The 24,521-nt window shown below is 35.0% G+C and carries 22 protein-coding genes and 1 tRNA gene; 4 read left to right on the top strand and 19 right to left on the bottom strand.

Annotated elements, in window-relative coordinates:
- Positions 1-63: 63 nt before the first annotated feature.
- From B9Y54_RS07600 to map, 8 genes are all read right to left on the bottom strand, one after another.
- The gene (locus B9Y54_RS07600) at positions 64-1,236 is read right to left on the bottom strand and encodes a CDP-glycerol glycerophosphotransferase family protein (protein WP_085559701.1); all 1,173 of its coding nucleotides are present in this window, start codon (positions 1,234-1,236) and stop codon (positions 64-66) included.
- Between the two features lie 34 nt (positions 1,237-1,270).
- Positions 1,271-1,717 (bottom strand): glycerol-3-phosphate cytidylyltransferase, encoded by a 447-nt coding sequence (gene tagD / locus B9Y54_RS07595; RefSeq protein ID WP_085559700.1) that lies wholly within the window; start codon positions 1,715-1,717, stop codon positions 1,271-1,273.
- Between the two features lie 33 nt (positions 1,718-1,750).
- A complete protein-coding gene (locus B9Y54_RS07590; RefSeq protein WP_090005160.1) occupies positions 1,751-2,560 on the bottom strand; it encodes an ABC transporter permease in 810 nt (269 codons plus the stop codon).
- Positions 2,561-2,572: 12 nt separating this feature from the next.
- A complete protein-coding gene (locus B9Y54_RS07585) occupies positions 2,573-3,748 on the bottom strand; it encodes a CDP-glycerol glycerophosphotransferase family protein (protein ID WP_085559699.1) in 1,176 nt (391 codons plus the stop codon).
- Positions 3,749-3,752: 4 nt separating this feature from the next.
- Positions 3,753-4,856, bottom strand: coding sequence for an ABC transporter ATP-binding protein (locus tag B9Y54_RS07580; protein ID WP_085559698.1), 1,104 nt, complete (start codon positions 4,854-4,856; stop codon positions 3,753-3,755).
- Between the two features lie 433 nt (positions 4,857-5,289).
- A complete protein-coding gene (locus tag B9Y54_RS07575; protein ID WP_085559697.1) occupies positions 5,290-5,508 on the bottom strand; it encodes a hypothetical protein in 219 nt (72 codons plus the stop codon).
- A gap of 296 nt (positions 5,509-5,804) precedes the next feature.
- Positions 5,805-6,704: a YihY/virulence factor BrkB family protein gene (locus B9Y54_RS07570; RefSeq protein ID WP_085559696.1), complete on the bottom strand. Its 900-nt coding sequence runs from the start codon at positions 6,702-6,704 to the stop codon at positions 5,805-5,807.
- A gap of 494 nt (positions 6,705-7,198) precedes the next feature.
- On the bottom strand, positions 7,199-7,948 hold the full coding sequence (gene map / locus B9Y54_RS07565; protein ID WP_085559695.1) for a type I methionyl aminopeptidase: 750 nt from the start codon (positions 7,946-7,948) through the stop codon (positions 7,199-7,201).
- Between the two features lie 220 nt (positions 7,949-8,168).
- Between map and B9Y54_RS07560 the strand changes: the two genes are divergently transcribed.
- Positions 8,169-8,621 carry a flavodoxin gene (locus tag B9Y54_RS07560; protein WP_085559694.1) on the top strand — a complete coding sequence of 151 codons (453 nt, stop codon included), beginning with the start codon at positions 8,169-8,171 and terminating at the stop codon, positions 8,619-8,621.
- A 47-nt stretch (positions 8,622-8,668) separates the two neighbouring features.
- On the opposite strand, the gene B9Y54_RS07555 is transcribed toward B9Y54_RS07560, so the two are convergent.
- Positions 8,669-9,214: a TetR/AcrR family transcriptional regulator gene (locus B9Y54_RS07555; protein ID WP_085559693.1), complete on the bottom strand. Its 546-nt coding sequence runs from the start codon at positions 9,212-9,214 to the stop codon at positions 8,669-8,671.
- Positions 9,215-9,723: 509 nt separating this feature from the next.
- Between B9Y54_RS07555 and B9Y54_RS07550 the strand changes: the two genes are divergently transcribed.
- From B9Y54_RS07550 to B9Y54_RS07540, 3 genes are all read left to right on the top strand, one after another.
- The gene (locus B9Y54_RS07550) at positions 9,724-10,749 is read left to right on the top strand and encodes a N(5)-(carboxyethyl)ornithine synthase (protein ID WP_085559692.1); all 1,026 of its coding nucleotides are present in this window, start codon (positions 9,724-9,726) and stop codon (positions 10,747-10,749) included.
- A gap of 172 nt (positions 10,750-10,921) precedes the next feature.
- Positions 10,922-12,160: an aminopeptidase gene (locus tag B9Y54_RS07545; protein ID WP_085559691.1), complete on the top strand. Its 1,239-nt coding sequence runs from the start codon at positions 10,922-10,924 to the stop codon at positions 12,158-12,160.
- 116 nt (positions 12,161-12,276) lie between these two features.
- Positions 12,277-12,350 (top strand) — tRNA-Arg (locus B9Y54_RS07540).
- Between the two features lie 1,877 nt (positions 12,351-14,227).
- Here the strand turns inward: B9Y54_RS07540 and B9Y54_RS12525 are convergent.
- The 10 genes from B9Y54_RS12525 to B9Y54_RS07500 all read right to left on the bottom strand — a co-directional run bounded on the left by B9Y54_RS12525 (position 14,228) and on the right by B9Y54_RS07500 (position 24,464).
- Positions 14,228-14,389 (bottom strand): hypothetical protein, encoded by a 162-nt coding sequence (locus B9Y54_RS12525; protein ID WP_177173770.1) that lies wholly within the window; start codon positions 14,387-14,389, stop codon positions 14,228-14,230.
- Between the two features lie 168 nt (positions 14,390-14,557).
- On the bottom strand, positions 14,558-14,857 hold the full coding sequence (locus B9Y54_RS07535; RefSeq protein WP_085560544.1) for a PTS lactose/cellobiose transporter subunit IIA: 300 nt from the start codon (positions 14,855-14,857) through the stop codon (positions 14,558-14,560).
- 64 nt (positions 14,858-14,921) lie between these two features.
- The gene (locus tag B9Y54_RS07530) at positions 14,922-15,239 is read right to left on the bottom strand and encodes a PTS sugar transporter subunit IIB (RefSeq protein ID WP_085559690.1); all 318 of its coding nucleotides are present in this window, start codon (positions 15,237-15,239) and stop codon (positions 14,922-14,924) included.
- 174 nt (positions 15,240-15,413) lie between these two features.
- Entirely contained in the window at positions 15,414-18,095 is a 2,682-nt protein-coding gene (locus B9Y54_RS07525) for a sigma-54-dependent transcriptional regulator (RefSeq protein WP_085559689.1), read from the bottom strand.
- A 110-nt stretch (positions 18,096-18,205) separates the two neighbouring features.
- Positions 18,206-19,552, bottom strand: coding sequence for a DEAD/DEAH box helicase (locus tag B9Y54_RS07520; protein ID WP_085559688.1), 1,347 nt, complete (start codon positions 19,550-19,552; stop codon positions 18,206-18,208).
- A gap of 194 nt (positions 19,553-19,746) precedes the next feature.
- Positions 19,747-20,631 (bottom strand): IS3 family transposase, encoded by an 885-nt coding sequence (locus B9Y54_RS12800; protein ID WP_234987927.1) that lies wholly within the window; start codon positions 20,629-20,631, stop codon positions 19,747-19,749.
- A complete protein-coding gene (locus B9Y54_RS12795; RefSeq protein ID WP_234987873.1) occupies positions 20,601-21,185 on the bottom strand; it encodes a helix-turn-helix domain-containing protein in 585 nt (194 codons plus the stop codon). The genes B9Y54_RS12800 and B9Y54_RS12795 overlap by 31 nt, the downstream gene beginning before the upstream one ends.
- A gap of 114 nt (positions 21,186-21,299) precedes the next feature.
- On the bottom strand, positions 21,300-22,307 hold the full coding sequence (locus B9Y54_RS07510; RefSeq protein WP_085559687.1) for a Gfo/Idh/MocA family protein: 1,008 nt from the start codon (positions 22,305-22,307) through the stop codon (positions 21,300-21,302).
- Positions 22,308-22,598: 291 nt separating this feature from the next.
- Complete coding sequence (locus B9Y54_RS07505; RefSeq protein ID WP_085559686.1) at positions 22,599-23,480, bottom strand: aldo/keto reductase; 882 nt, start codon at positions 23,478-23,480, stop codon at positions 22,599-22,601.
- Between the two features lie 138 nt (positions 23,481-23,618).
- Positions 23,619-24,464, bottom strand: a complete 846-nt coding sequence (locus B9Y54_RS07500) for a metallophosphoesterase (protein ID WP_085559685.1) — start codon at positions 24,462-24,464, stop codon at positions 23,619-23,621.
- Between the last annotated feature and the right edge of the window lie 57 nt (positions 24,465-24,521).

Below are 24,521 nucleotides of genomic sequence, written 5' to 3'. Positions count from 1 at the left end.
CATCGCCATTTTTTTAGAGATGGTTTTTTATTTATCTTTTTTTGATTGTTATAATCAAACTTATTATTTTTGAATTACTTCTATTATTTTTTTAGCTGCTTTGCCATCTTCCCAAGCACAAAATTTATTTCCAAATTCAGCGAGTTTCTCATCGGATTCTTTAATATCATTCTCTTTAATAAACTCACAAAGATAGTCATGAAATTCTTCTTCTTTTGTTACAAACGGGCCAGGAGCATCATTCTCTAAATCAAAGTAAAAACCTCTTAAGTTATCTCGATAATGTTCAAAATCATAAGCATAAAACAACATCGATCTTTTAAGGTTTGCATAATCAAAAAATACCGAAGAATAGTCCGTTATTAAAAGATCAGATACTAAATACAAGTCGCTAATATCTTCATTTTTAGAAAAATTGTAAATATTCGGTTTATCTGCTAACTCACTTAAACTGTCAGCAACTAGATAATGAGCTCTGAAGATAAATACAGCTTTATCATCTAAGATTTCGATTAACTTTTCAATATTAAAAGGAACATAAAATTTATACTTACCTTGAGAAATATAATAATCATCACGCCATGTTGGAGCATAAAGAATAACTTTTTTATCCAATGGTAAATCTAAACGCTTTTTTATTTCATTGATATCTGTCGGATTGTTCTTCTGATATAAAACGTCATTTCGAGGATAACCACTTTCAATAAACGATTTTTCAAATGCGAAACAGGATCTGAAAATTTTTTCAGAATATTGATTAGGCGCAACCAAATAATCCCATTTTTTTGTTTCAGCTAAAAAATTAGTTTTATATGTTTCTAAATTTGAGCCTGGCATACTGAATGTATCCATATCTAAAGCTAATTTCTTTAATGGGGTTCCATGCCAAGTCTGAACGTATTTCGTTTCTTCCCTCTTTTTAAGCCACTGTGGCATACGAGCATTAACAATCCAGAAATTAGCACGGGCCATATAATATAACCAACGAATTGAAAAACGATACAAGACATTCACATCTTCATTTCCAACTATTTTCCGATCTCGATAACGTATGCTCCAAAATAATTTATTTTCAGGCTTATTTTCTTTTTTTAAACAATCGTAAATAGCTTTTGGATTATCGTCAAATCTTCCACCATATTGTGATTCAAATACATAGAGATTGGGTAGTACAGGTAAGAATGAGAAAAAACGAAACATTGAAGATAAGAGAAAAACAAGCATTTTTTGTTTCATTTTTTCAGACACTCCTTTTATTGATTTTCAAATATTAATTTTCTTGATTAATTTCTTCTTCAATTTTCTGACTCAATTTATCTACTTCAGCTTTGATTTCTTTTAAGTCTTGTTTAATTTTAGTTGTTGAAATACCTGCTGTGCGAGGTAAGTAATAAACTTGACAATAATCTTTCAAGAAATCAAACTTACCTTCCCAATCATCACCCATTACAAATAAATCGATATCGTATTCCTTTACATCTTTAATTTTTTGTTCCCATTCGTTTTCTGGAATCACTTCATCCACACAAGACAAGGCTTCTAAAATTAATTTACGGTCTTCCCAAGAAGTGTAAGATTTCTTACCTTTTAATGCGTTGAACTGATCCGTAGAGACCGCTACCGTCAGATGGTCCCCTAAAGCACGGGCTCGTTGCAATAATAGGACATGTCCTTTGTGTAATAAATCAAACGTACCGTATGTTAAAACTTTCTTCATAATAAATATCCTCCTAGATGTTAAAACGTATTTTTAAATAAAATCTACAAAACGTGCTCTAAATTTCATGTGCAAGTGAGATCCTATAAGCAGTATTATTAAAATAATTCCCCAAAAGATAAGCGCCAGCGTAGGTGCTTGCCAAAACCAACCTTGTGATAAGAAAGTTTCTCTAAAACCATTAATAAGGTAATATACGGGGTTCAATTGCAAAGTGTGAACTAACCAATCTGGAAAATTACGTGATTGGATATCCCATATTGACCCAGAAACATAAAAAAGCAAGCGTAAAATTGATTGAAGCATAATATGGTAGTCTCTGACTAAAATAGTAATCGTTGAATTTAAAACACCCATTGCAAACAAAAATGCAATCATACAGATAAAGTAATAAATATACTGAATCCAGTATACTGTTGGATAAATTCCGAAACCTAACATAACCGTTAGTAAAATACCCATCATCCAACTATAAGAAACCAAGTTACTCATAATGTTAATACTTGGCAAAATACTAACTGGAAATTTCATTTTTGAAACCATAGCTACTTTATTATAAATACTATTCGAACCGCCTAATAGGCTTGTGTTAATAAAAAACCAGACAATAATCCCTATTAACATCCAAACAATAAATGGCACTCCGTCAACATCTCTTGCACCATTTAAGCCTATCCCAAAAATTAGGTAATAAATACCAATCTGAATTAGTGGATTCAAAAATTGCCACATCAGTCCTAAATAATGGCTTTGATAAGTAGCTTTTTCTTCATATTTTGATACCCTTGAAATAATTCCAAAACTACTGATTTGTTCTTTAATAATCAACATGACATTGTTCACGTTAAAACTCCTCTAACTTAAAAGATAGTCGTATTTTTTTTGAATGTGTTTAATGACTCGTTCTTTTGAATGTCCGTCATTATACGTGTTCCATTTTTCATTAAATTGGTTAAAATCTATTTTATTTTCTTTTTTGATTGCTGCTATAACTCCATCCATTGAAGAAACAATTTCTCCAGGCGCCCATTCTTTAAAGTTTCTTTGAATACCTGTTCTCTGATTGTAAGCATCTTGATCATAGCAATAAAAAATAATCTTTTTAGCATTATCTAATAATGTGAACTCAAAAGGAACAGATGAATAGTCTGTTATCAAACAATCCGTCACTACTAACAAGTCTTCAATTGAAAAATCGTGTACGTTGTCATAAAAAAAACTTTCATAATGATTCTCAACCAATGGCGTAATAATATGAGGATGTTTCTTCATGATTAACACATACTCATTGCCCAACTCTTCATACAAGTGCTTTATGTCTAATGGATAAACTCCCAATTTATCTTCCCTATAAGTTGGAGCGTATAAAATAATCTTTCTTCCTCTTAATTCAGGGAATTTTTTATAAAAATATTCTCTTTTTTGTCGAATTCTATTTTTTTCAAAATAAATATCTGAACGTGGATAACCAATTGGAACAATACTTTCCTCAACAGCATTATAACTATTTTGAAAGACTTGCCCCATCATTTTTGAACCAACAATATATTCATCAATCTGCTGATAGACTTGTTCAAATCTTTTTATATCAAATGAGCTTCTGGCCTTAGTCGCTGGATCTTCTAAACCAAAGCGTTTAATTGCCCCATTTGCGTGCCATATTTGTATAACCGTCGTCTCTTTTTGCAAAGAAAGTCCTGCCAGAATTGGAAAATAATTGTCACAAAGTATCACTCTAGCTTGCATAAATAGAGGTACAGCTTTTTTTATAAAACCTAGTGATTTTTTGATTGGATAAGCGGTTACTCCTATTTTTTTAAACTGTGCGGCTTCACACTCACAGCTTTTTTCGTAGAACAGAGTGACTTCTATTGTAGGATTTTGTTCAATAAATGTGCCAAGCAGTCCGTTCTCGTTTTTTGGGAAGCTCATTAAATAAACTAATTTTTTTTTGACTTTTAAAGGTTTTAAGAAAAAAGAATAGAAGCGGATAAGCCAAACATAAAGTATCTTAGCTACTTGTTTTTTCATGTCCTTACTCTATCCTATCGTTTTCAACTGAAAAAGAAATCGTCTTTACTTCATTAGTTGAAGTACCGGCTAATTGATGTATTTCATTGTCTCTATTATTAGACCCAATCAAAACACTGGTTAAGGATTTTTCACTAAAATGAACGCTGACTAGGAATATAATTGCCGCAATAGTTATTATTAAAGCTATTCTAGTAGGCCATGTCATCTTGTCTGTTATCTTTTCTTCACTGAATTGTTGATCTAATATTTTTTCTTCATTTTTATCCTTTGCATTAGCAATTTTTTCTTGATGGAATTGTCTAATATCAAAATCTTTTTGTTCTTGTTTGTGTTTGTTCTGATAAGCTTTTTTCTCCTTTGCACTCATAGCTTTAAACTCATTGATAAAGCTTTGGTATTCTTTAGCTACTTCTTCAGAAGGACCAATCATTTTAATTTCACCATAGTGCATCCAAATAATCTTATCACATAGTTTTTTTACTTGTCCTAACGAATGGCTAACAAAGAAAATCGTTTTTCCTTGTGCTTTAAATTCCATCATTTTGTCGACACATTTTTGATAGAATGTTTCATCACCAACAGACAATGCTTCATCTATAATTAGAATATCAGGATTGGTATGAACGGCGATAGCAAAACCTAATCGTGACTTCATACCGCTTGAATAACTTTTAACCGGTTGATTAACAAAATCGCCGATATCAGCAAATTCAATGATACTATCTATTGATTCATCAATCTCTGCATTTGTTTTTCCAGTCATCAAAGATTTTAAGCGAATATTTTCTAATCCTGTCAATTGATTCTTTAATCCGGCAGAAATAGAAATAATCGAAGTTTCTCCATTAATGTTCGTAGCTCCAGTTGTTGGCGGAATAATCCCTGCAATGATGTTTGATAACGTTGATTTTCCAGATCCATTAATTCCAATCAACCCAACTGTTTCACCATCATGAATCTCAAAGGAAACTCCTTTAAGAGCCCAAAACGTCGGAATATCTTGTTTAGAAAATTTAAATAAAGCTTTGACCTTATCTGATTTTTGCTTGTATAAATCATATTGCTTTGTAACATTACTAACACGTACTTTAATTTGTTCTTCCATAATAGTCACCTTACTTCTTTTATTGTTTTATTTCTTTATTAAGGTATAAGACACCAGATGAAATTATAACATAAATAGTTAAGTTTAGCTTTTTTAGTATAAAAATTAATAGTTCCTTTATAATTTTTCACTAGTATCCTGTAAATATAGTTTATAATCTAATTTTATACTTATTAGAAAAATATAAAAAAGATAGTACTTATACGAAAAATGACTATTTCCAGGAAATTTTGTTTATCCAACTGATTATATTACGGCTTAACAACCGTTCTCCAGAATTAAATGGGTACTAAAAGATAAAATATTCTTCTGTAGGTTGAAATCACAGGTAATAAAAAATTATTTAATTTGGAAACCAGACCGTTTGATTTTTGTTTTGAGCTTAATCGAGTAAGTCAATACGCTAACAATTATTAAAATTTTTTTGATAGTCTCATGATGTTTGATAAGCTGGTTGCTCATCTGGGTCCGTAGTCATGAAACCTGAAAAATCTGATTGTTCAACAATATTCATAAAATAATCAAGCCTGTTTTTTAGTGCTCTGATCTTACCTAAATTGATGATATCTCTATGAACCGTTACTGCTTTTCTCTTACTTAATTCAATAAAAATAGACTGGTATTTATCTGAACTACCGTCATTAATAGCCAAGATAGCAGTAAAGATTGCCTTAATTAACTCATCTATCTAGCTGGTTAAGGACTCCGTAAGATTTATTTTCCGGATTAAGTCTAATGTGTTTTTCCTTTTTTTTCACGCTTAATCCAATGTAACTGTCTATTGGTACTTTTTTATATCCCTACTTTTTAATTCTTCTTTAATCAAATTATCTTCCATCAAATAATTATCGTTTTTTAAATTTGCTGAATTTATTTCATTAATCGATTTATTGGCAGTCATTTTTTTATCAATAGGATACGGCGTAAAAAATAATTAGTAACATCTGGTTACCTTTTACTTAGTTTTCTTTCGACATACTTGCTAATCCGACTATTTGATTGTTCGATGGTGCCTTCTCGGTATTCTGTAATAGTCGCATTAACTAATGCACCTAAGGTTAGTAAGGCACCTAATAAATTTAACCACAGCATGAAGACAATCAATGTTCCAACTGAACCATAACTTAATGTACCTATAGCAAAGTAGGCAACATAGACGGTAAAAGCTTGAGTGATTAAAATCCAGCCCACTGCAGAGAATATTGCCCCTGGTAAAACCATTTTTAAATTAAGCTTTGCGTTAGGAACAAAATAATACAATAAAGAAAATGAGAAAAACAAAGTGAACATCGTCACCGGCCAACGTAAACTAAGAAACGTGTTAATTAAATCAGCAGGTAGTTTTAATAGAGGGATAAGCTCTTCTAAAATCAATTGACCAAAACCAAACACTGCTACTAGTACTATCAAACCTGTTATCAGTACCACCGTAAAAGCAATGGAGGCTAAACGAATCAAAATAAAATTTTTCCGAGCTTCAACACCATAAGCTTTGTTCATACTTATCTGCAAAGCATTCATGCCACGACTTGAAGACCATAACGTACCAATTGCAGCGATAGAAAGGACCCTGTTGCTACCTGACGTTAGAATTTTATCCATAATTGGTTTTAGATTTTCTACTAAGTAAGCGGGAACGGCTTTATCTAGATACAGATAAACCGTCTCAGGTGATAAGTTTAATAGTGGTAATAGATTTCCAATAACAATCAGTAATGGGAATAAAGATAATAAAAAATAATAAGCGATAACCGCACCTGAATTTGTTATTTCTGCTTCTTTATATTTTTTACGAAAAATACAGATAATTTTTTTAATTTCCTTCTTTTTATTCATGTGTTGAGCCATTTTTAAACTCCTTTTTAACTACTATTTTTCATTATACTGATTCTTTTACAAAAAAACTAGTGTTGGTTAAAGGATTTAAAAATATGTATTTAAAAAATTAGTTAAAATAAAAAACCAATCAAATGGAATAAATCCTGAGTGATTGATTTTTATACTTGAACTTTAAGTATTCAAAAAAAGATAAATGGCTGTGAGGATAAAAGGCATCCTCTTTGCTATTTCCTGTTTTTCTTTCATGACTGATCAGAGTTCTCAGCATCTTACTAATTGAGTTGCGTACCACGGTTTCTCGTCAAAATAGATAATCTTTATAGAAATGAAACATTTCCGGCAAGATTCCTGATTTTGAATCGAAACTCCATGTGGTACTCCACGTCTTACTAATTGAGCTACGATCAACAGTTTCTCGAGAAAAAGATAAAAATAGTCGAAATCGAAGATTTCTTTAATTTTCCCTATTTTCTTGTCGAAGCTACCCGTTGATCTTCACATCTTTATTTTTGCATGGTTAGGATTCTTGGGCCTTGTTTTGTGATGGCTAGTGTGTGTTCAAATTGGCAGCTTAGGCCGCCGTCTTTTGTACGGGCTGTCCAGCCATTTTTATCCATTTTTGATTTCCATGTTCCAGTATTGACCATGGGCTCGATGGTAATAACCATTCCTTCTTTTAGACGCAGCCCTTTACCGGCTTCACCATAATGAGGGACAGCTGGTGATTCATGTAATGTGGGTCCAATTCCATGTCCGATAAATTCACGAACAACAGATAGCTTCTCTGATTCTACGTAAGTTTGGATTGCATGGCCAATATCGCCAATACGATTGCCAACTTGTGCTTGTTCGATTCCTTTATACAAAGCCTTTTTTGTCACTTCCATTAAATGATCAATAACGGGTGTCGATTCTCCTACTACATAGGTCCAACATGAATCGGACATCGCACCTTTTAGATTAACAACTGTATCTACTTTTATTAAATCATTATCTTTTAGTGGCTTATCGGTTGGGAAGCCATGGCAAATTTCATCATTTACACTCACACAAGTAGCGTATTCATAGCCTTCAAAACCAATTTGCTCTGGAATACCACCGGCTGCTTCAATCTGGTCTTGGAAAAATCTGTTAATCTCTGTTCCGGTTACACCTGGTTTAATAAAGTCACGTAATTTCTCATGAATACTAGCTAATAATGCGCCAGATTCTGCCATTGCATCTATTTCTCGTGTTGATTTTAATGTAATCACTTCTTATTCCTCTTCTCTTTTCATTTTGCGTTTAAGCCAATTCTATTATATGCTTAAATTCTCAAAAAGTGAACCTTTCTTGTTTTATTGCTTATGAGGCATCTTTTTTAAAGGCTGTCTTTCTTCTTTATTTGATTGAATTAGCATTGCGAAATGGCGTTAACGTTTGGTATACTTTGTGTAAATTGAAGAACATTTTTAGAAAGGAAGTGAATCAGTAGTGACTACTGCAATGATTGTCTTTGCGAGTTTAACGGGCAATACAGAAGAATGTACCGATATCATTGAAAAGGCTCTTGAAGAGTTAGGCGTCGCTGTTGAAGTTGTTGACTGTATGCAAGCCGACCCTGAGGATTTCTTGGCTGTTGATATTTGCCTTGTTGGGACCTATACCTACGGAAATGATGCTAATTTACCAGATGAGATTGTTGATTTTTACGAAGAACTTGCTGAAATTGATTTAACTGGAAAAATATTTGGGACCTATGGTTCTGGAGATACTTTCTATGAAAAATTTTGCCAGTCTGTCGATGATTTTACAAATCAATTTAAGCAAATAGGAGCAACCGAAGGCGCCCAAAGTGTCAAAGTCGACTTAGATCCTAACGAAGAAGACACTAAAAAATTAGAAGCTTTTGCAAAAGCTCTCGTAGCTAAAGTCGCTTCTTTATAAAACAATAACCGCAATCCCTTATAAAAAGGATTACGGTTATTATTTTTTTATTTAGTTAATTCGTTAATATTTTTTTCTAAGCTATTTTTTAAAGCGACTTCATCTAATTCGATCAGACTTTGCGCTAAAAGAGCAGCTGTACCATAAACACTGATCCAAATAGTTTCAAATAATGTTCTTTTTTCAACTTTACTTAGTGAGCTAGTTTTCGCTTTTTCTTCAAAAGCTGTTAGCATTTCTTCGTACGAAAGGTTGTACATCCGTTTTGGGTCTAAGTGGTCTTCTAAAAATAATGCTCGGAAAAAGATTGGTTCATCTTTCGCAAAATGAACAAAATTGAGGCATGTGTTTAAAATAGCGTCCTCTGATCGTTTGTTTGCGAAAATTGTTTCAGTTAAATAGTCTTTTATTTTTGTATAAAGCTCATTTTTTAAATCATCCATATTTTTAAACTCTAAATAAATTGGCTGAGTTGAACAATCCATTGTTTTAGCAATATTTCTAGCTGTAAATCCTTCAAAACCCTCTTTTTTCACGACTGCATATGCCGTATCAAGGATATGTGATTTTAAAATCGTTTTTTTTCTGGCCATTTTGGCTCACCTCTTTTTTCTTTTTGTTATCACTGACCTTAGTTCTATTAGCATTTACTTATAGTTGGACTTCACTTTTCAAACCAACTTGATAGACAATGAAAGTGACTATACCTATTAGTGAGTGACCTAACAACCATTCACGCCGGTATTCGTTATCTGACGTTACATTCTTACTGCTTTCTCTCGTTTTATTTAACGGATACTCACATATACAATATTGTTTTTTTTACTGGACAGCTTCCCCTCTGTCCAACCTTACCTTATTTTATCACTAATGTCATAAAAAAAAAAGTATTTTAGTTCATGTATCGTTTAAAATACTCTTTCCTCTTGTTTAAATCAACAGTCAATCAGCAATTTGGTCTCTTCCATTAAAAAATCCTCATAAAACGTGACTTATCTTATTTTTTTTGATTTTATTTGTACATAGCTAATATTAATGAGACAATGAGGTATCGCATCAGTCTTTTTTCACGCATGATAATTACTCATAGGAGGTTAGGAACATGCTAAGAGAAAAATTAAAATCAATTGGGTTTGTTAATAGCTATAAAGATGGCGAAAAGCGAATTGCTTTATTGCCGAAAGATATTGCTCAATTAAGACACCAAGAACTTTTGTTTTTCGAAGAAAATTATGGAAGCGATTTAAATATCTCAGATGTTGAATACGCTGCTTTAGGTTGCCAGATCGTTTCAAGAGAAATCGCTTTACAGCAAGATATTATTTGTGATCCTAAGATTGGCGACTCGTCTTTTTTAAAAGACTTACGTGCTGGTCAAACTCTTTTTGGTTGGATTCACGCTGTTCAAAGCAAAGAAATTACGGATATCTTAATGGAAAACAAGCTTTCTGCTTATGCTTGGGAAGATATGTATGAAGACAACCGGCATTGTTATTGGCGCAGCAATGAATTAGCTGGTGAAGCGGCGGTTATGCATGCCTATCAGTTAAATGGCCTGATGCCATATGATACTAAAGTAGCTCTCATTGGACGTGGCAATACAGCTAAAGGTGCTCTACGTATTTTAATCGGCTTAGGAGCAGATGTGAAAGTATTTAACCGTCTTCAAGAAAAGTTATTTAGAAAAGAAATGCCTGAATTTGATGTCATTGTTAATGCGCTATTATGGGATACCACACGTACCGACCATATTGTTTATCAAGCAGATTTAAAAAAACTGAAACCTGGTACAATGATTGTTGATGTCAGCTGTGATGAGAACGGGGCCATCGAGTCGACTATTCCGACGTCTTTAAAAAACCCTATCTATGAAGTGGATAGCGTTATTCACTATGCCGTTGACCACACACCAACTATTTTTTATCGTTCAGCTTCAAGTGCTATTTCGCATGAAACGGCCAAATACATTGATGACCTAGTTGAAAGTCGTCCAAACGACGTCTTGAATCGTGCTCTCATTATACAAAATGGGCGCATTATGGATAAGCGAATCAATGAGTTCCAAAATAGACTTCCATTTGGCTCGTCAGTAAAATTTGATCGTCCAGATTCAACTTCTATTTTTTAAGAGAAAAATAAGGAAATCAAGGGTTACTAGTCTCATTTCCTGTCAATTATTCTTATTAGCTTTTCACTAAATAATTTTTTTAGGAACCAACAAATTGTGTGAATACGCTTCTTATGCTATGATTATCAAGATAAAAATAAGTAACTATCACATCATAGGAGGAATTAATCAGATGACATTAACAAATTTTGATGAACTTTTAACTAAATACGCTGAAACGATTGTTCGAACAGGAGTCAATGTTCAAAAAGGACACACTGTTGTTTTACAAGCTGCTGTCGATCAAGCTCCATTAGTACGCTTGATCACCAAGAAAGCTTATGCTTTGGGTGCTGTTGAGGTCGTTGTAAAATGGGTCGACGACAGTGTCAATCGTGAGCAAATGGAACACACACCAGAGGAAATCTTAACTGATATCCCGCAATACAAAATAGATGAGTCTTTAGCTTTAGTAGCTAAAGGTGCTAGTCGTATTAGCTTAATTTCTTCTGATCCAGATGCATTAGCTGGTCTCGATAGCAAAAAAATCGCTGCTTTCCAAACTGCAAACGGTAAAGCTTTAAGCGAGCAACGTAAAGCAACACAGGCTAATAAAGTTAGTTGGGTTGTTGCAGCAGCAGCTAGTGGTAAATGGGCAGCGAAAGTTTTCCCCGATTTAGCAACCACTGGTGAACAAGTTGACGCATTATGGGAGGCTATCTTTAAGGCTGTTCATATTTTTGATAAAGATCCTATTGCAACATGGGAGAAAAAAGATGTTACTCTAAATGAAAAAGCAAATGAATTGAACAAAGAACAATTTACAGCTTTACACTACATCGCTCCTGGAACAGACTTAATCGTGGGGTTACCTGCTAACCACCTTTGGGAAGGCGCTGGCAGTGATAATGTTCGTGGCGAACGTTTCATGGCCAACATGCCTACTGAAGAGGTCTTTACTGCTCCTGACGCTAATCGTGTTGATGGTGTCGTTAGAAGCACCAAACCGTTAAGTTACGCTGGAAACACATTGATGGATATGGAATTCACTTTTAAAGATGGTAAAGTCGTAAAGGTTACTGCTGGCGAAGGTGAAGAAGTCTTGAAACAGTTAATCCAAACAGATGAAGGCGCTGCTCGTTTAGGCGAAGTCGCATTAGTACCTGATCCTTCTCCTATTTCTCAATCCGGTATCACTTTCTTCAATACTTTATTTGACGAAAATGCTTCTAACCACTTAGCATTAGGATCTGCTTACGCCTTTAGTTTAGTTGGCGGAACAGAAATGTCCGAAGATGAGTTAAAAGAAGCTGGCTTGAATCGTTCTAATGTTCACGTGGACTTCATGATTGGTTCAGATAAAATGGACGTTGACGGTATTCGTGAAGACGGCAGCACCGTTCCTATCTTCCGTAATGGCGATTGGGCTTAATACTTCACTCCATAAAGAGGACTCAGATAATATTTTAGTTATCTGAGTCCTCTTTACTTTTAAATAATACTAGACAAATTGAGCAAAGCGTGAGAAGATAACTATCGTATTGAATCGGTTCTATAGCTCAGCTGGATAGAGCAAACGTTTCCTAAACGTTAGGTCGGGAGTTCGAACCTCTCTAGGACCATGCCGTTTCACCCCCCTCTTACAGTTAGCTGTAAGAGGGTTTTTTTATAGATTAGTTGGCACTTATTGATGGATAGAAGTAACTTATGCAAAAATGAATAGAGCACAGTATTTGAGTTATTGTACTGGGCTCTGTTTTTCTACTGTACGGTGTTAAGTGCTATTGTGTGCACCTCGTTTTAGTCAAACGGACAAGATAGCGTGATAACACAGCCCACTTGTCTATTATTGATTCGAATACGCCCAGTTACCTGTCATTTGACTTTCACTTGTCCAACAATCTCTTGTTTTGGACAAGTGATATAAGAAACAAGAGAAACTTGTCCATTTCTATTCTAAAACGGATCATTTATTGACTATTCGTTTTTGAAAGCAAGGTCCAATATGTTAATAGGTAGCTGATGTTAGTCAAACGGACAAGATAGCGTGATACCACAGCCCACTTGTCTATTATTGATTCGAATACGCCCAGTTACCTGTCATTTGACTTTCACTTGTCCACCTATCTCTTGTTTTGGACAAGTGATATAAGAAATAAGAAAAACTTGTCCATTTCCATCCTAGAATGGAGTATTTAATGAGTATTCATTTTTGAAAGCAAGGTCCAATAAAGGAACAGGTAGCTGATGTTAGTCAAACGGACAAGATAGCAGGATACCATAGCCCACTTGTCTATTATTGATTCGAATATGCCCAGTTACCTGTCATTTGACTTTCACTTGTCCAACAATCTCTTGTTTTGGACAAGTGATATAAGAAACAAGAGAAACTTGTCCATTTCTATTCCAGAACGGATTATTTATTACAGACTATTCGTTTTTGAAAGCAAGGTCTTATAAATAAATAGGTAGCTGATGTTAGTCAAACGGACAAGATAGCGTGATACCACAGCCCACTTGTCTATTATTGATTCGAATACGCCCAGTTACCTGTCATTTGACTTTCACTTGTCCACCTATCTCTTGTTTTGGACAAGTGATATAAGAAATAAGAAAAACTTGTCCATTTCCATCCTAGAATGGAGTATTTAATGAGTATTCATTTTTGAAAGCAAGGTCCAATAAAGGAACAGGTAGCTGATGTTAGTCAAACGGACAAGATAGCAGGATACCATAGCCCACTTGTCTATTATTGATTCGAATATGCCCAGTTACCTGTCATTTGACTTTCACTTGTCCAACAATCTCTTGTTTTGGACAAGTGATATAAGAAACAAGAGAAACTTGTCCATTTCTATTCCAGAACGGATTATTTATTACAGACTATTCGTTTTTGAAAGCAAGGTCTTATAAATAAATAGGTAGCTGATGTTAGTCAAACGGACAAGATAGCGTGATACCACAGCCCACTTGTCTATTATTGATTAGAATACGCCCAGTTACCTGTCATTTGACTTTCACTTGTCCAACAATCTCTTGTTTTGGACAAGTGATATAAGAAACAAGAAAAACTTGTCGATTTCTATTCTAAAACGGATCATTTATTGACTATTCGTTTTTGAAAGCAAGGTCCAATAAAGGAACAGGTAGCTGATTTTAGTCAAACGGACAAGATAGCAGGATACCACAGCCCACTTGTCTATCATTGATTCGAATACGCCCAGCTACCTGTCATTTGACTTTCACTTGTCCAACAATCTCTTGTTTTGGACAAGTGATATAAGAAACAAGAGAAACTTGTCCATTTCCATCCTAGAATGGAGCATTTATTGACTATTCGTTTTTGAAAGCAAGGTCCAATAAATGAGTAAGCACAAATACTCGTATTGCATCTCTATATCCTCATATTTACTACTATGAACCTTTTCTATTTCAAACAAAAAAAAACCTCTTCACTTATCTTTAAGCAAAGAGGTTTCGATTTATCCTATTTTATTTTTTATTCACTTTTTTGTTCGGCACAATTATACATCATAAATCCAGCGATTGTTAGAATAATCCCTATGATTAAAGTAATGGGTTGGTAACTATCTGCATTGGCCAATCCTAGAATAAGAGCGACAAATCCTACCACCATAATAAACAAACCGTTTTTAAGCATTTTGCTCATCCTCACCTGTTTAGTTTATCTCTTACTCTATTGTCCTGGAAAACGCTTACTTAGTCAATCAATTATCTATTTCTTTCATTTAATTTTAACATTCTTTTAACAAAACAAATCCCTCTAAAAGAATAGCTCTTTAAAGGGATTTTTCTTTATCTATTTTTTTTAATCGATCGCTACACCAGCCATTTTTTTATAAACATCTACTACTTCTGATGCCATATCACGAAAAGTGATGGCGTTCATCAGATGGTCTTGACCATGAATCAACAACAAACTCAATTCAGCTTTTTCTCCTGATGCTTCTGCCGTTAACATAGACGTCTGTGAATGATGTGCCTCTACAAGACCTTTATCAGAATCTTTTAATTTTTGGTCAGCTAATTCAAAATCTGATACCTTAGCGGCATGAATAGCCTCCATTGCATCACTTTTAGCATTTCCTCCATTAATAATTAGTCCCATAATTAATTGTAAATTTTCTTGGTTTTCCAATCGATAACTTCCTTTCACTACTTGTTCTTTATGTTTATTTAATCAATCTTAAAGCTTGATCTAATACTTTTGCGCCATCCATCATGCCGTAATCTTGCATGTTGATGACTTCTAATGGAATGTCTTTGCCTGCTAATTTTTTCTCAAATTGAGCTTTCATAAAGCGTACTTGAGGTCCTAATAATAAAACATCTACATTTTTTGATTCAATGTTATTATCTGCATCTGATGCTGATACTGCAAAAATCTCAGAATCAATTCCTCTTTCTGCAGCTACTTTTTCCATTTTAGACACTAATAAACTTGTACTCATACCTGCTGAACAAACTAACATAATTGTTTTCTTTGACATGTATTATCACTCCATCTCATTTTTTTGTTCCTACACCTTATACAATGCAAATAGCGTGCCAACTTTATATTTAATGAAATCGTTATCTGTCAACGCTTTCTTATGATTCGAATAGATACACACTAACAAAAAAACCTACACAGTAGTCTTTACTGTGTAGGTTTTCTATTTGCTTTAGTTTGTTAGTTGATTTTCTACAATCATTTGAATTAAATAAGCTTGTTCATTTTGTGGAATAACCAACTCGTATTCTTCTTCTAATGGAGTGAGTAGTTGAGTCAACTTTTCTACAACAAGTGGGTGTTTCATCAAGTAGTTTTCTTTATCTGGAAAAGCTAGTTCTTCTTTGCCACTTTTAATGCTTTCCATTAGAAAAGCTATATGCAAAATAAGGCCTACTTTTACTTCTACTGGTAAAACTAAACAAAGGTCTACTTCTAATTGCTGAATAACTTGTTGCAAGTTTCCTACTAGTCGACTGACAGAACCGACTTCTTTCAATGTTCCAGTCAAGGTTTGGCTTATCTTATCCAAAGGCCATTCCTCTACTTGATTTTTTATTTCTACCATTTTTTCCCTATCAAAGGCTTCATAGGCCGTATAATAGGGAATGTTTTGATGGTCCACTGGAACGGTTCCAATAATCGCTTTGATTGCATACTGCTCAGTCAATTGATCTATTTGCTGTTTCATTTTTTGCAACTGTAAGAACTGCAAAGGAATAATGGTCATATGTGTTGTGTCCATGACCTTTTTTAATCGGTCTTCTACTCTCTTTGCTACTCCTTCACCAGTAAAACAAGAGACAATGATTGCTGATTGTTTTTCTTTTTGAGGCGCTTTACTAGTGGTTTCCTCCGGAGTCATTGCCATACGACAATTTTCATAAATATCTTCTAATTGTCTCCCAATACTGGCCATGCGGATTGCTTCTAAGACAATGGGTGTACTCGTCATCGAAATCGTTCGAACATCTAATCTTAACTCTTGTGCGAGCATGCCGCCAAAAGCATTCAAAGAGCCCATATCGGTTAGCAACAATAAGCCATGTTCATAGAGGGCTTTATTGGCTACAATTGCTTGTCTAACTGTTTCATACATCTCTTTTACTTTAACGGTCAGTGGCATATTAAGTGCTACACCTACTTTTGTATCCAGTAAGTCTTGCGCCGTTTCAAGCATGCTACTAGCCGTTGATTTCCCATGCATGATGACCACTACACCCACTTGATTCGCTGCTGTTTTTTCAGGTTCTTGTGCTTCTAGTGTCAGGAACATCGTGATAAAACCAATCTCATCAAATGGAATGTCAATCCCGAATTGCTGTTCAATCATCGCTGATAAATCAATCGCTACTTGAAATTCTTTTGAATAGTTTTTTCGGACACTATTTAAATCCGGGTGCACAATAGACCGTTTTTCTTTAATACGTTCAATCGCACTTTGCAAGTGTAATGAAAAAGCAAATCGTGATTTTGAATGATAGGTTCGCTCAAGTTTTTTTTCTGCAAAATCGTACAATTTTTCTGTTACTTTTCGAATATCTATTGGAACGAGTTCTTGATGGATATCTGATAGTGATAATTTTTCTAGGTAATCATTAAAATAGTGTGGCAAGTTATTTTGAATAAACCCTTCTAATTCAACCTCTTTTAATAAACCCACTTTTAAGGCTTCTTCAACACGTTCTTCAATGGCATTGTAGACACTCATGTCTGATTCTAAATTTTCATTGATGGCTGTCTTTTGACTGGTTGGAACATAAGAAAAATGTGTTTGGTGGCGATCAACTAATTGGTTGAGCCTTTCGGGTGCTTCTTTGACTAGCAACAACCCTTTTTGGACAGCTAAAGGCAAATCTTGTTGGGTACTTTTCAAGTAATCCGTTTGATGTGTTCGGTAATGTAAAAAAGCTTTCGCGCAGACTAATTTCAAATCCCGTTGGACTTGGCCAATGTTGGCTTTAGCCGGGTAAAGCATAAAGGCCACTAATACTTCTCGCTCGATAACAATTTTTTGATTTAATCGTTGTGCTTCTTGTTGCAAGAAAGCGGCTACTAATTCATAACGCTCTTCAATGGTCCGTTCTGCTAAAGACGGCATTGTAATTGTCATCGGGATCCGGCGATTGAAAGTATCCAATAAGACTTCCGGATTTTCGGTCGTTGCGCCAATGATTTGAACACTTGCTGTTCGAGTCTGGCTGCTTTCACCTAAAGGACGATAGACGCCTTTATCGATAAACGTAAACAACATCTCTTGGCCTTCTGGGGGTAGTCTATGGATTTCATCAAGAAATAAAATCCCACCATCGGCTTGATGCATTAAACCTGTTCGATCTTCAGTTGCCCCAGTATAAGAGCCTTTTTTCACACCGAAGATATGGCCAAATAATAATTGTGGATTTTGCGCATAATCTGCACAGTTAAAGGAAACAAAAGGCGCATCTTGTGATAGCACTTGAGATTCTAGTGCAAATTGATACATGCATTCAGCAAATAACGTCTTACCTGTACCGGTTTCACCGAAGATAATCGTATGCAATCCTCTTGGTGGATATAAAATAGCTGCTTTAGCCTGTTGAATCATCACTTTCAAAGAAGCATTGTAGCCAACTAATTTAGTAAAAGCTTCTTGTTCAGCAGTTAATTCGGGTAAAGCAGGACTGAGTGTTCTAGCTTGATATAAGACCGGTCTCCCGGTTCTTTTTTCAATGTGCCCTTCTTTATGTAAGTCATTTAAATAACGACTGACGTTGGCACGATCCAGCTCCATTGCTAAAGCAATCTCTTTCGCTGACAAGGGCGCGGCTTGTTTGACTAGATAGGTTAGAATATCTTTTTTACGCGAAAGCATCTTCTTCCTCCTTCATTGAAACCGGATACGTTACTCTTAGTGAAAAGTAGCGGATAAACGTATCCCGCTACTTTTGTTTTAATGCTATTTTTTCTTTATAAAAAGTCTTTTTATTCTTTTTTAGGCTTGCGAGCCCCTTTATTTTTATTGGGTTTCTTTTTGTGTTTTTTCTTTTTATCCAGTCCAACTGGTTGTTCAGTTTGACTATCCTTTGTTACAGACAAAAGACTTGGAGCTTTTGACTTTTTAGGTGTCTCTCTTTTTTCTTTTGTTTTTATTTTCTTTGCTTTGCCTTTTTGTTTGGTTTTTGCTTCTAATGCTGTTGATTCTTCAATCTCTGGACGTTCTGTAACCAATTCTCCAGCGTAAAGGTACAGCGGTGTAATGGTTATTTCTAAGGCTGCAATGATTTTTTTAAATTCACGGCGTTCACGGTCATTAACAAGCGTTAAGACTGTTCCTGTTTGTCCCATACGCGCGGTTCTACCTGAGCGGTGAATGTAGCTTTCTTTACTCATTGGCAAATCGTATTGAATCACATAAGGCAACCCTCTGATATCTAGGCCTCGTGACGCTACATCGGTCGTTAACAGCAGGTCGACTTTTCCATCTCTAAATTGTTGTAAAGCATGTTGTCTTTCTGTTTTGTATTTCTCTGAATGCAATACAGCAACCGAAATACCTTCGTATTGTAATTTTTCAAAAGCTTGCGTGAGATTGGCAACATTGTTGACAAAAATTAACGCCTTAAAGCCTTCCATTCGTGTTAAACGACGAATAATTTCGACTCGTTTTCGAGTTGGTGTTTCAATATACGCGTGCAAGACTTTGCCTTTAGATTCATCTTCTTCCGTTACATCAATCCATTCAGGATCTACATTAAACCATTTAGCCAAGTCTTCCATTAACTCATTACTTGTTGCTGAGAAAAAGCCCATTTGGCGTTCTCCTGGAATTTTGCTCATCAATTGGCGAACTGTTTTTAATTGTTCTTGTTCCAATAATTGATCGGCTTCATCTAAGATAACTGTTTTTACTTGATGCAGTTTTAGTTTTTTGGTTTCGGCAATTTCAAGAATTCGCCCTGTTGTTCCGACAATAATCTCAGGTTTCTTTTTTAAATTGTCAATTTGTCTAACTTTATTGGCTCCACCAATAATCGTTTGAACTTCTAAGCCTAATTGGCTGCTCCATTCTTTTACAACAGAAGCTACTTGAACAGCTAATTCTTGTGAAGGCGTCAATATCAGTAATTGAACACCGGCTTTAGGTTCGATTTGTTCTAAAGAAGGTAATGTATAGGCGACTGTTTTCCCTGTTCCAGTAGGCGATATTCCAACCACATCACGGCCAGCTTTCATTAAGTCATAGACGCTATTTTGAATAGCTGATGGAGTTGTGTAGTCTAATTCTGCCCAGTATTCTTGTAACTCTGGTGCTATTTTTTCATTCATCATTATCATTTCCTCGTTTCTTTATCCCCGCTCTTATACACCGCGTCACTGCTTATCATACCAAAAAAACCGCTAAAGCTAAAGTCGCTCAACGGATTTTCACTAAATAAAAAAGACCTTGCTTCACTTAGTGATATAGTGACCCCAAAAAGTTGGACTTTATTTAGAGTAGAGAAATCTACTCTATTTTTTTGCTTTTAAGCTACTAGAGAAGGAGAGAAATGATGTTCCCGATAATGAACTGGGCTCATCCAATTTAACTTCTCTTTTATGCGATCGTGATTATAATAGTGAATATATTTGATGATTTCTTGTTCCAGCTCTCTATAACTATGAAAAACATTTCCATAATACATTTCCTGTTTTAGTAGTCCAAAGAAATTTTCTATTGGAGAATTATCAAGACAATTCCCTTTTCTAGACATACTTTGGAATATATTATCTTTTCTCAGCTCAGCGCCGTAGGCCTTCATTTGGTATGCCCAACCCTGATCAGAATGGAAAGTTCGTCTAAATGGACACTTTTCAGTTGCTTTAATAGCATCGGCTAAAGCCTCCATAATAGTGATACCATTCGGTTGTTTTGTGATTTTATAGCTGACTATCTCCTTATTATACATGTCCATAAAAGGATCAAGGTATAATTTTTTTATCTGCAGATTCCCAGATGGATCATTTTCGTAATACTTAAATTCTGTTGTATCCGTCGTTATCTTTTGATAGGGGATAGTTGTATCAAATCTGCGGCTGATACGATTAGGAGTAACTTTTCCAACCGTTCCTTTGTAGGAGCTATACTTACGTGATTTACGAGAAAAAGAAGTAACTTGTAAGTTTAGTTCCTGCATAATGCGTTGAATTCTCTTTTTATTTACAACGAAACCACGATTTCTTAATTCTGCCTTTATACGACGGTAACCGTAATCTTTGTGTTGGTCCCGTATTTCTAATATAAGTTGCTTTAACTCTGTATCTGGATCCTTCTGTTTAAAACGTTTTTGCCAATACATGTAGGTTGATTTAGGATAATCAATAGTCATTAAGATATCTTTTAATTGGAATTTTTCTCGGAGTCTGTAGATAATTTTTGCAGTTGGTTCGTTTGATTTTGGTTTTCCTCGGTCTGCAGACTCCGCAATTCTTTTAAAAAAGCATTTTGAATTTCTAAAGATAATACTTGATTCTCAAGCTCTTTGATCCGTTCTGAATTTTTATCAGTAGATTTAATAGGGCTGTTTTTATTTAGTTGGTTAGTGTTTTTATTTTTCATTTTAGCCGGACGTCCCTTCGGTTTTGAGAGTCCTTCAATGCCTTCGGCATGAAATGCCCTTACCCAATTAGCGATTAAGGATGGGTTGTTTATCTTGAGCTTCAATGCAAGCTGCTGATAGGACATCTCAGTAGTTAGATACAACTCTATCGTATCTATCTTGAATTGAACAGAATAATGATTGTCTTTTTTACTTCTGATTAGCCCATCCTCACCGAATTGTCTATAATTAGCGACCCATATTTTGAGTTGGGATCCACTTTTTCCTGGGATACCATATTTTTTAGCCAAAAACTTGTATCCACCAGCTCCATCTAAATAACTCTTAACAACCGTTAGCTTAAATTCGAAACTATATTTTGCCATACAAAAAACCCCCTAAGTTTAGATTTTCCAGGTCTAACTTTCGGGGGTCGGCTCATGATAAGAAATAAAGCTTTACTTCCTATGATAAGTGTTACTGAGTCTTTTTTAGTCGATTTATTTTTCTTGGTCTGCTTCGTAAACAATGCCTGCATCTATACGCAAAGATGTTAATAAGATATTAACTTGGCGGCTTAACTCTTGCCAGTCCGCGTAATCTTTTAAGGCTTCTTTGTCTGTAGGGTTGTTGATGACTTTAGCAAAAGCCTCGGCTTCTTCCATCATCGGTGCTTGGGTAATCGGTTGCGAAATAGTTTCTTTTAGATTCGTCTTGCGGTCAACCCGTTCGATACACGCAATATCTGAAACACCATCTAATAAGAGGGTTTCATCTAAACCATAAATTTCAGATGGCAAATAAGAATTAGCAATCTTACCAGTTTGAATAGTGACATCAAAGGTATCGTAACGCAAAATAACGGTTCCTTTACCGTCTACGCCTGTTGCTAATTTTGTGCAGAAATACTGGCTTGATTTTGGCACACCAAACCATGATAATGCTGCATAAAGAGGGTAAACACCTAAATCAGCTAACGCTCCACCTGAGAACTTCAATGAAAAGATATTTGGCTCTTTGCCAGCTAGGACTTGATCATAACGAGAAGAATACTTCATATACATTAAGCTAGCCCCTTGAACATGGCTGATTTTTTGAATGTTATCTTTAACCAGCTTAAAATTTTCTTCATGAATGTGACGAGCTGCTTCAAACAAGAAAACCTTATTTTCATTGGCTACTTTCACAGCAGCTTCCCATTCTCTCGGATTAGAAAACATCGGCTTTTCAACAATGACATGTTTACCTGCTTTCATTAATGCCATCGCTTGTTCGAAATGCAAGCTATTAGGTGAGGCAATGTAAACAACATCTAAGTCTGGGTGGTTAGCATATGACGCTAGGTCTGTTTCAAAAACAGTTGCTCCATAAGGTTCGCCGAATGCTTTAGCCTTTTCAACGGTTCTTGAATAGACGCCAGTCATTGTATATAATCCTGTTTTAATTGCACCATCAATAAACTGATTGGTAATCCAATTTGTTCCAATAATTCCTAAACGCAATGTCATCGCTAGTCTCCTCCAAGTAGATTAAGAACATCTCTTTATTTTTTTCTGATTTACCTTTAACTATAAAGTAATCATTATTCTGACTTTATCATAACAAATTTTAATTCATTTAGAAAGACTGATCTTCTTAATGACTATTTCTTTAAAGTTAAACGGATCATCTTTTTTTATTGGCTATTACTGCATCTTGATTCTTTTTTTATAAAAAACTGAATGGGAGTGAGGTCAGTCTAAAAAGAAAGAAGACAAGCACGAGGCTTATCTTCTTTCTATGATTAAAACAGACCATTATTAGCCATTAAATTTTCTACGGTTTTTGCGTTCTAACGTTCCTGGTATATTGTCTCTTAATCGTTGCTTCCTACCTTGTTTCATATCTAAATCATTTAAAAAGTCCATATCTTCATTATCTAAAAAGAAATCAAAGATGTCTCCGTTTTCTCTAATCCGTTCTTTATGACTCGATTTTGGAATCGGGATAGTCCCTCTTTGAACTGCCCAGCGCAAAGCAATTTGTTCTGGTGTCTTGTTGTGTTTCTTAGCCAATGTCATCGTTCTATTTTCTTTACTAATGTTGCCTTTTTTGATTGGACTATAAGCCATTGAAACGATATTTTCGCTATTACAATAGTCGTTTGTATCTTGACCACTATGGCCTGGATACATTTCAAATTGATTGGTTGCTGGTCTTACTTTAACTTCTTCTAATAACGTTGCTAGGTTTTTATGGTTAAAGTTGCAGACGCCGATTGAACGTGCACGTCCTGATTCATAGATAGATTCTAAAGCGCGCCATGTATCTAAGTTTACGTCATCATCTTTATCTGGCCAATGGATTAGTAACAAGTCAACATATTTTTGATTTAATCGATTTAAACTTTGATCAAAAGACTGGATGGCATTGTCAAACCCCATATCGGTTTTCCATATTTTAGTTGTAACAAAAATTTCATCACGCGAAACACCGGCATTGATTGCACGATTAATGCCTTTTCCAACATCCTCTTCATTATCATAAACAGAAGCTGTGTCAATCAAACGATACCCATTATTGATGGCATAGAATACAGCATCTTCTGCTTCTATCCCCATCATTCCACTTGTTCCCAATCCAATTCCTGGAATGGTATAACCATTATTTAACGGTGTTCTGTCTAATAAGCTTTCAACCATAATGATCACTCTCCTCTTCATTCTACCTACAGTTTAACGAACTATAGGTAAAATTTCAAAAGAAAACCCTTGCAAAAATAAAAAAATCCTATTTCTTTTTTTAGAAACAGGATTTTAGTAACGAATGGTCCTATGAGATTAATCTAATACGATAACTACTATTTCAGGGCGATTATTGATACGAAAAGGGAACGTTGAATTTCCAATCCCTCGACTAACAATCATCCTGTTGCCTGGCATTTCTGGGTAGTAATAAACGCCATCTGTGTATTTAGGAAAGCGGCCTTGTCCAGGGGAAAAGAGTCCTCCTATAAAAGGTAGTCTAATTTGCCCGCCATGTGCATGTCCACTTAGAATCAAGTCCGGTACTCGGGTTAAATCCATTAAATAGTCTTCAAATAATTCTGGGTGATGTGCTAGTAATATTTTAGGCTGATTTTGCATCTCTTTAGTCAAGGCGATACTTTTGAGAATGGGTCTTGGTGTACTATCAAAGTCTTCTTTTTCAGATAAACCCATTAAAAGGAATCCGTCTTCTTCAAATGGAATCCACTCAGCCTCATCAATCAAGACTCTTACATTAGCTGTTGTTAAAGCATCTTCCCACTCTTTTAAGTATCCACCTTTTGCATCGTGATTTCCGCTCACAGCGTAAGTCGGCGCAATGTGAACGAGTGACTGAGCTAATTTTTGTAAAGTCTCTCTTTTAAATTCTCCTCTTACATCAATAAGATCGCCCGTCAAGACAATCAAATCAGGTTTTTCTAAGGCTACTTTTTTTATAAGTTGCGATAGCAATACGCCTTGTCTAGGGATATGGATATCCGAAAGCTGGATAATTTTTTTACCTTTAATTCCTTTACCTGAGTTTGGCAATTTAATATGAAACTGTTTCACTTGAAGCCATTTATTTTGAGTAAGCAAATAGAGCCCCAATAAAATAATTAATCCTACTATAATAAATGCATTAGTCCATCCCGACATAAAAAATTCCTCCACGTATTAAAACTTTTTACTGTTCTTATTTAAATAAAACTTCTT

The organism is Carnobacterium iners, from assembly GCF_900177385.1.
GTDB lineage: Bacteria > Bacillota > Bacilli > Lactobacillales > Carnobacteriaceae > Carnobacterium_A > Carnobacterium_A iners.
Note: the sequence above shows the minus strand (reverse complement) of the source record. Positions and strands in the feature narration are given on the sequence as shown.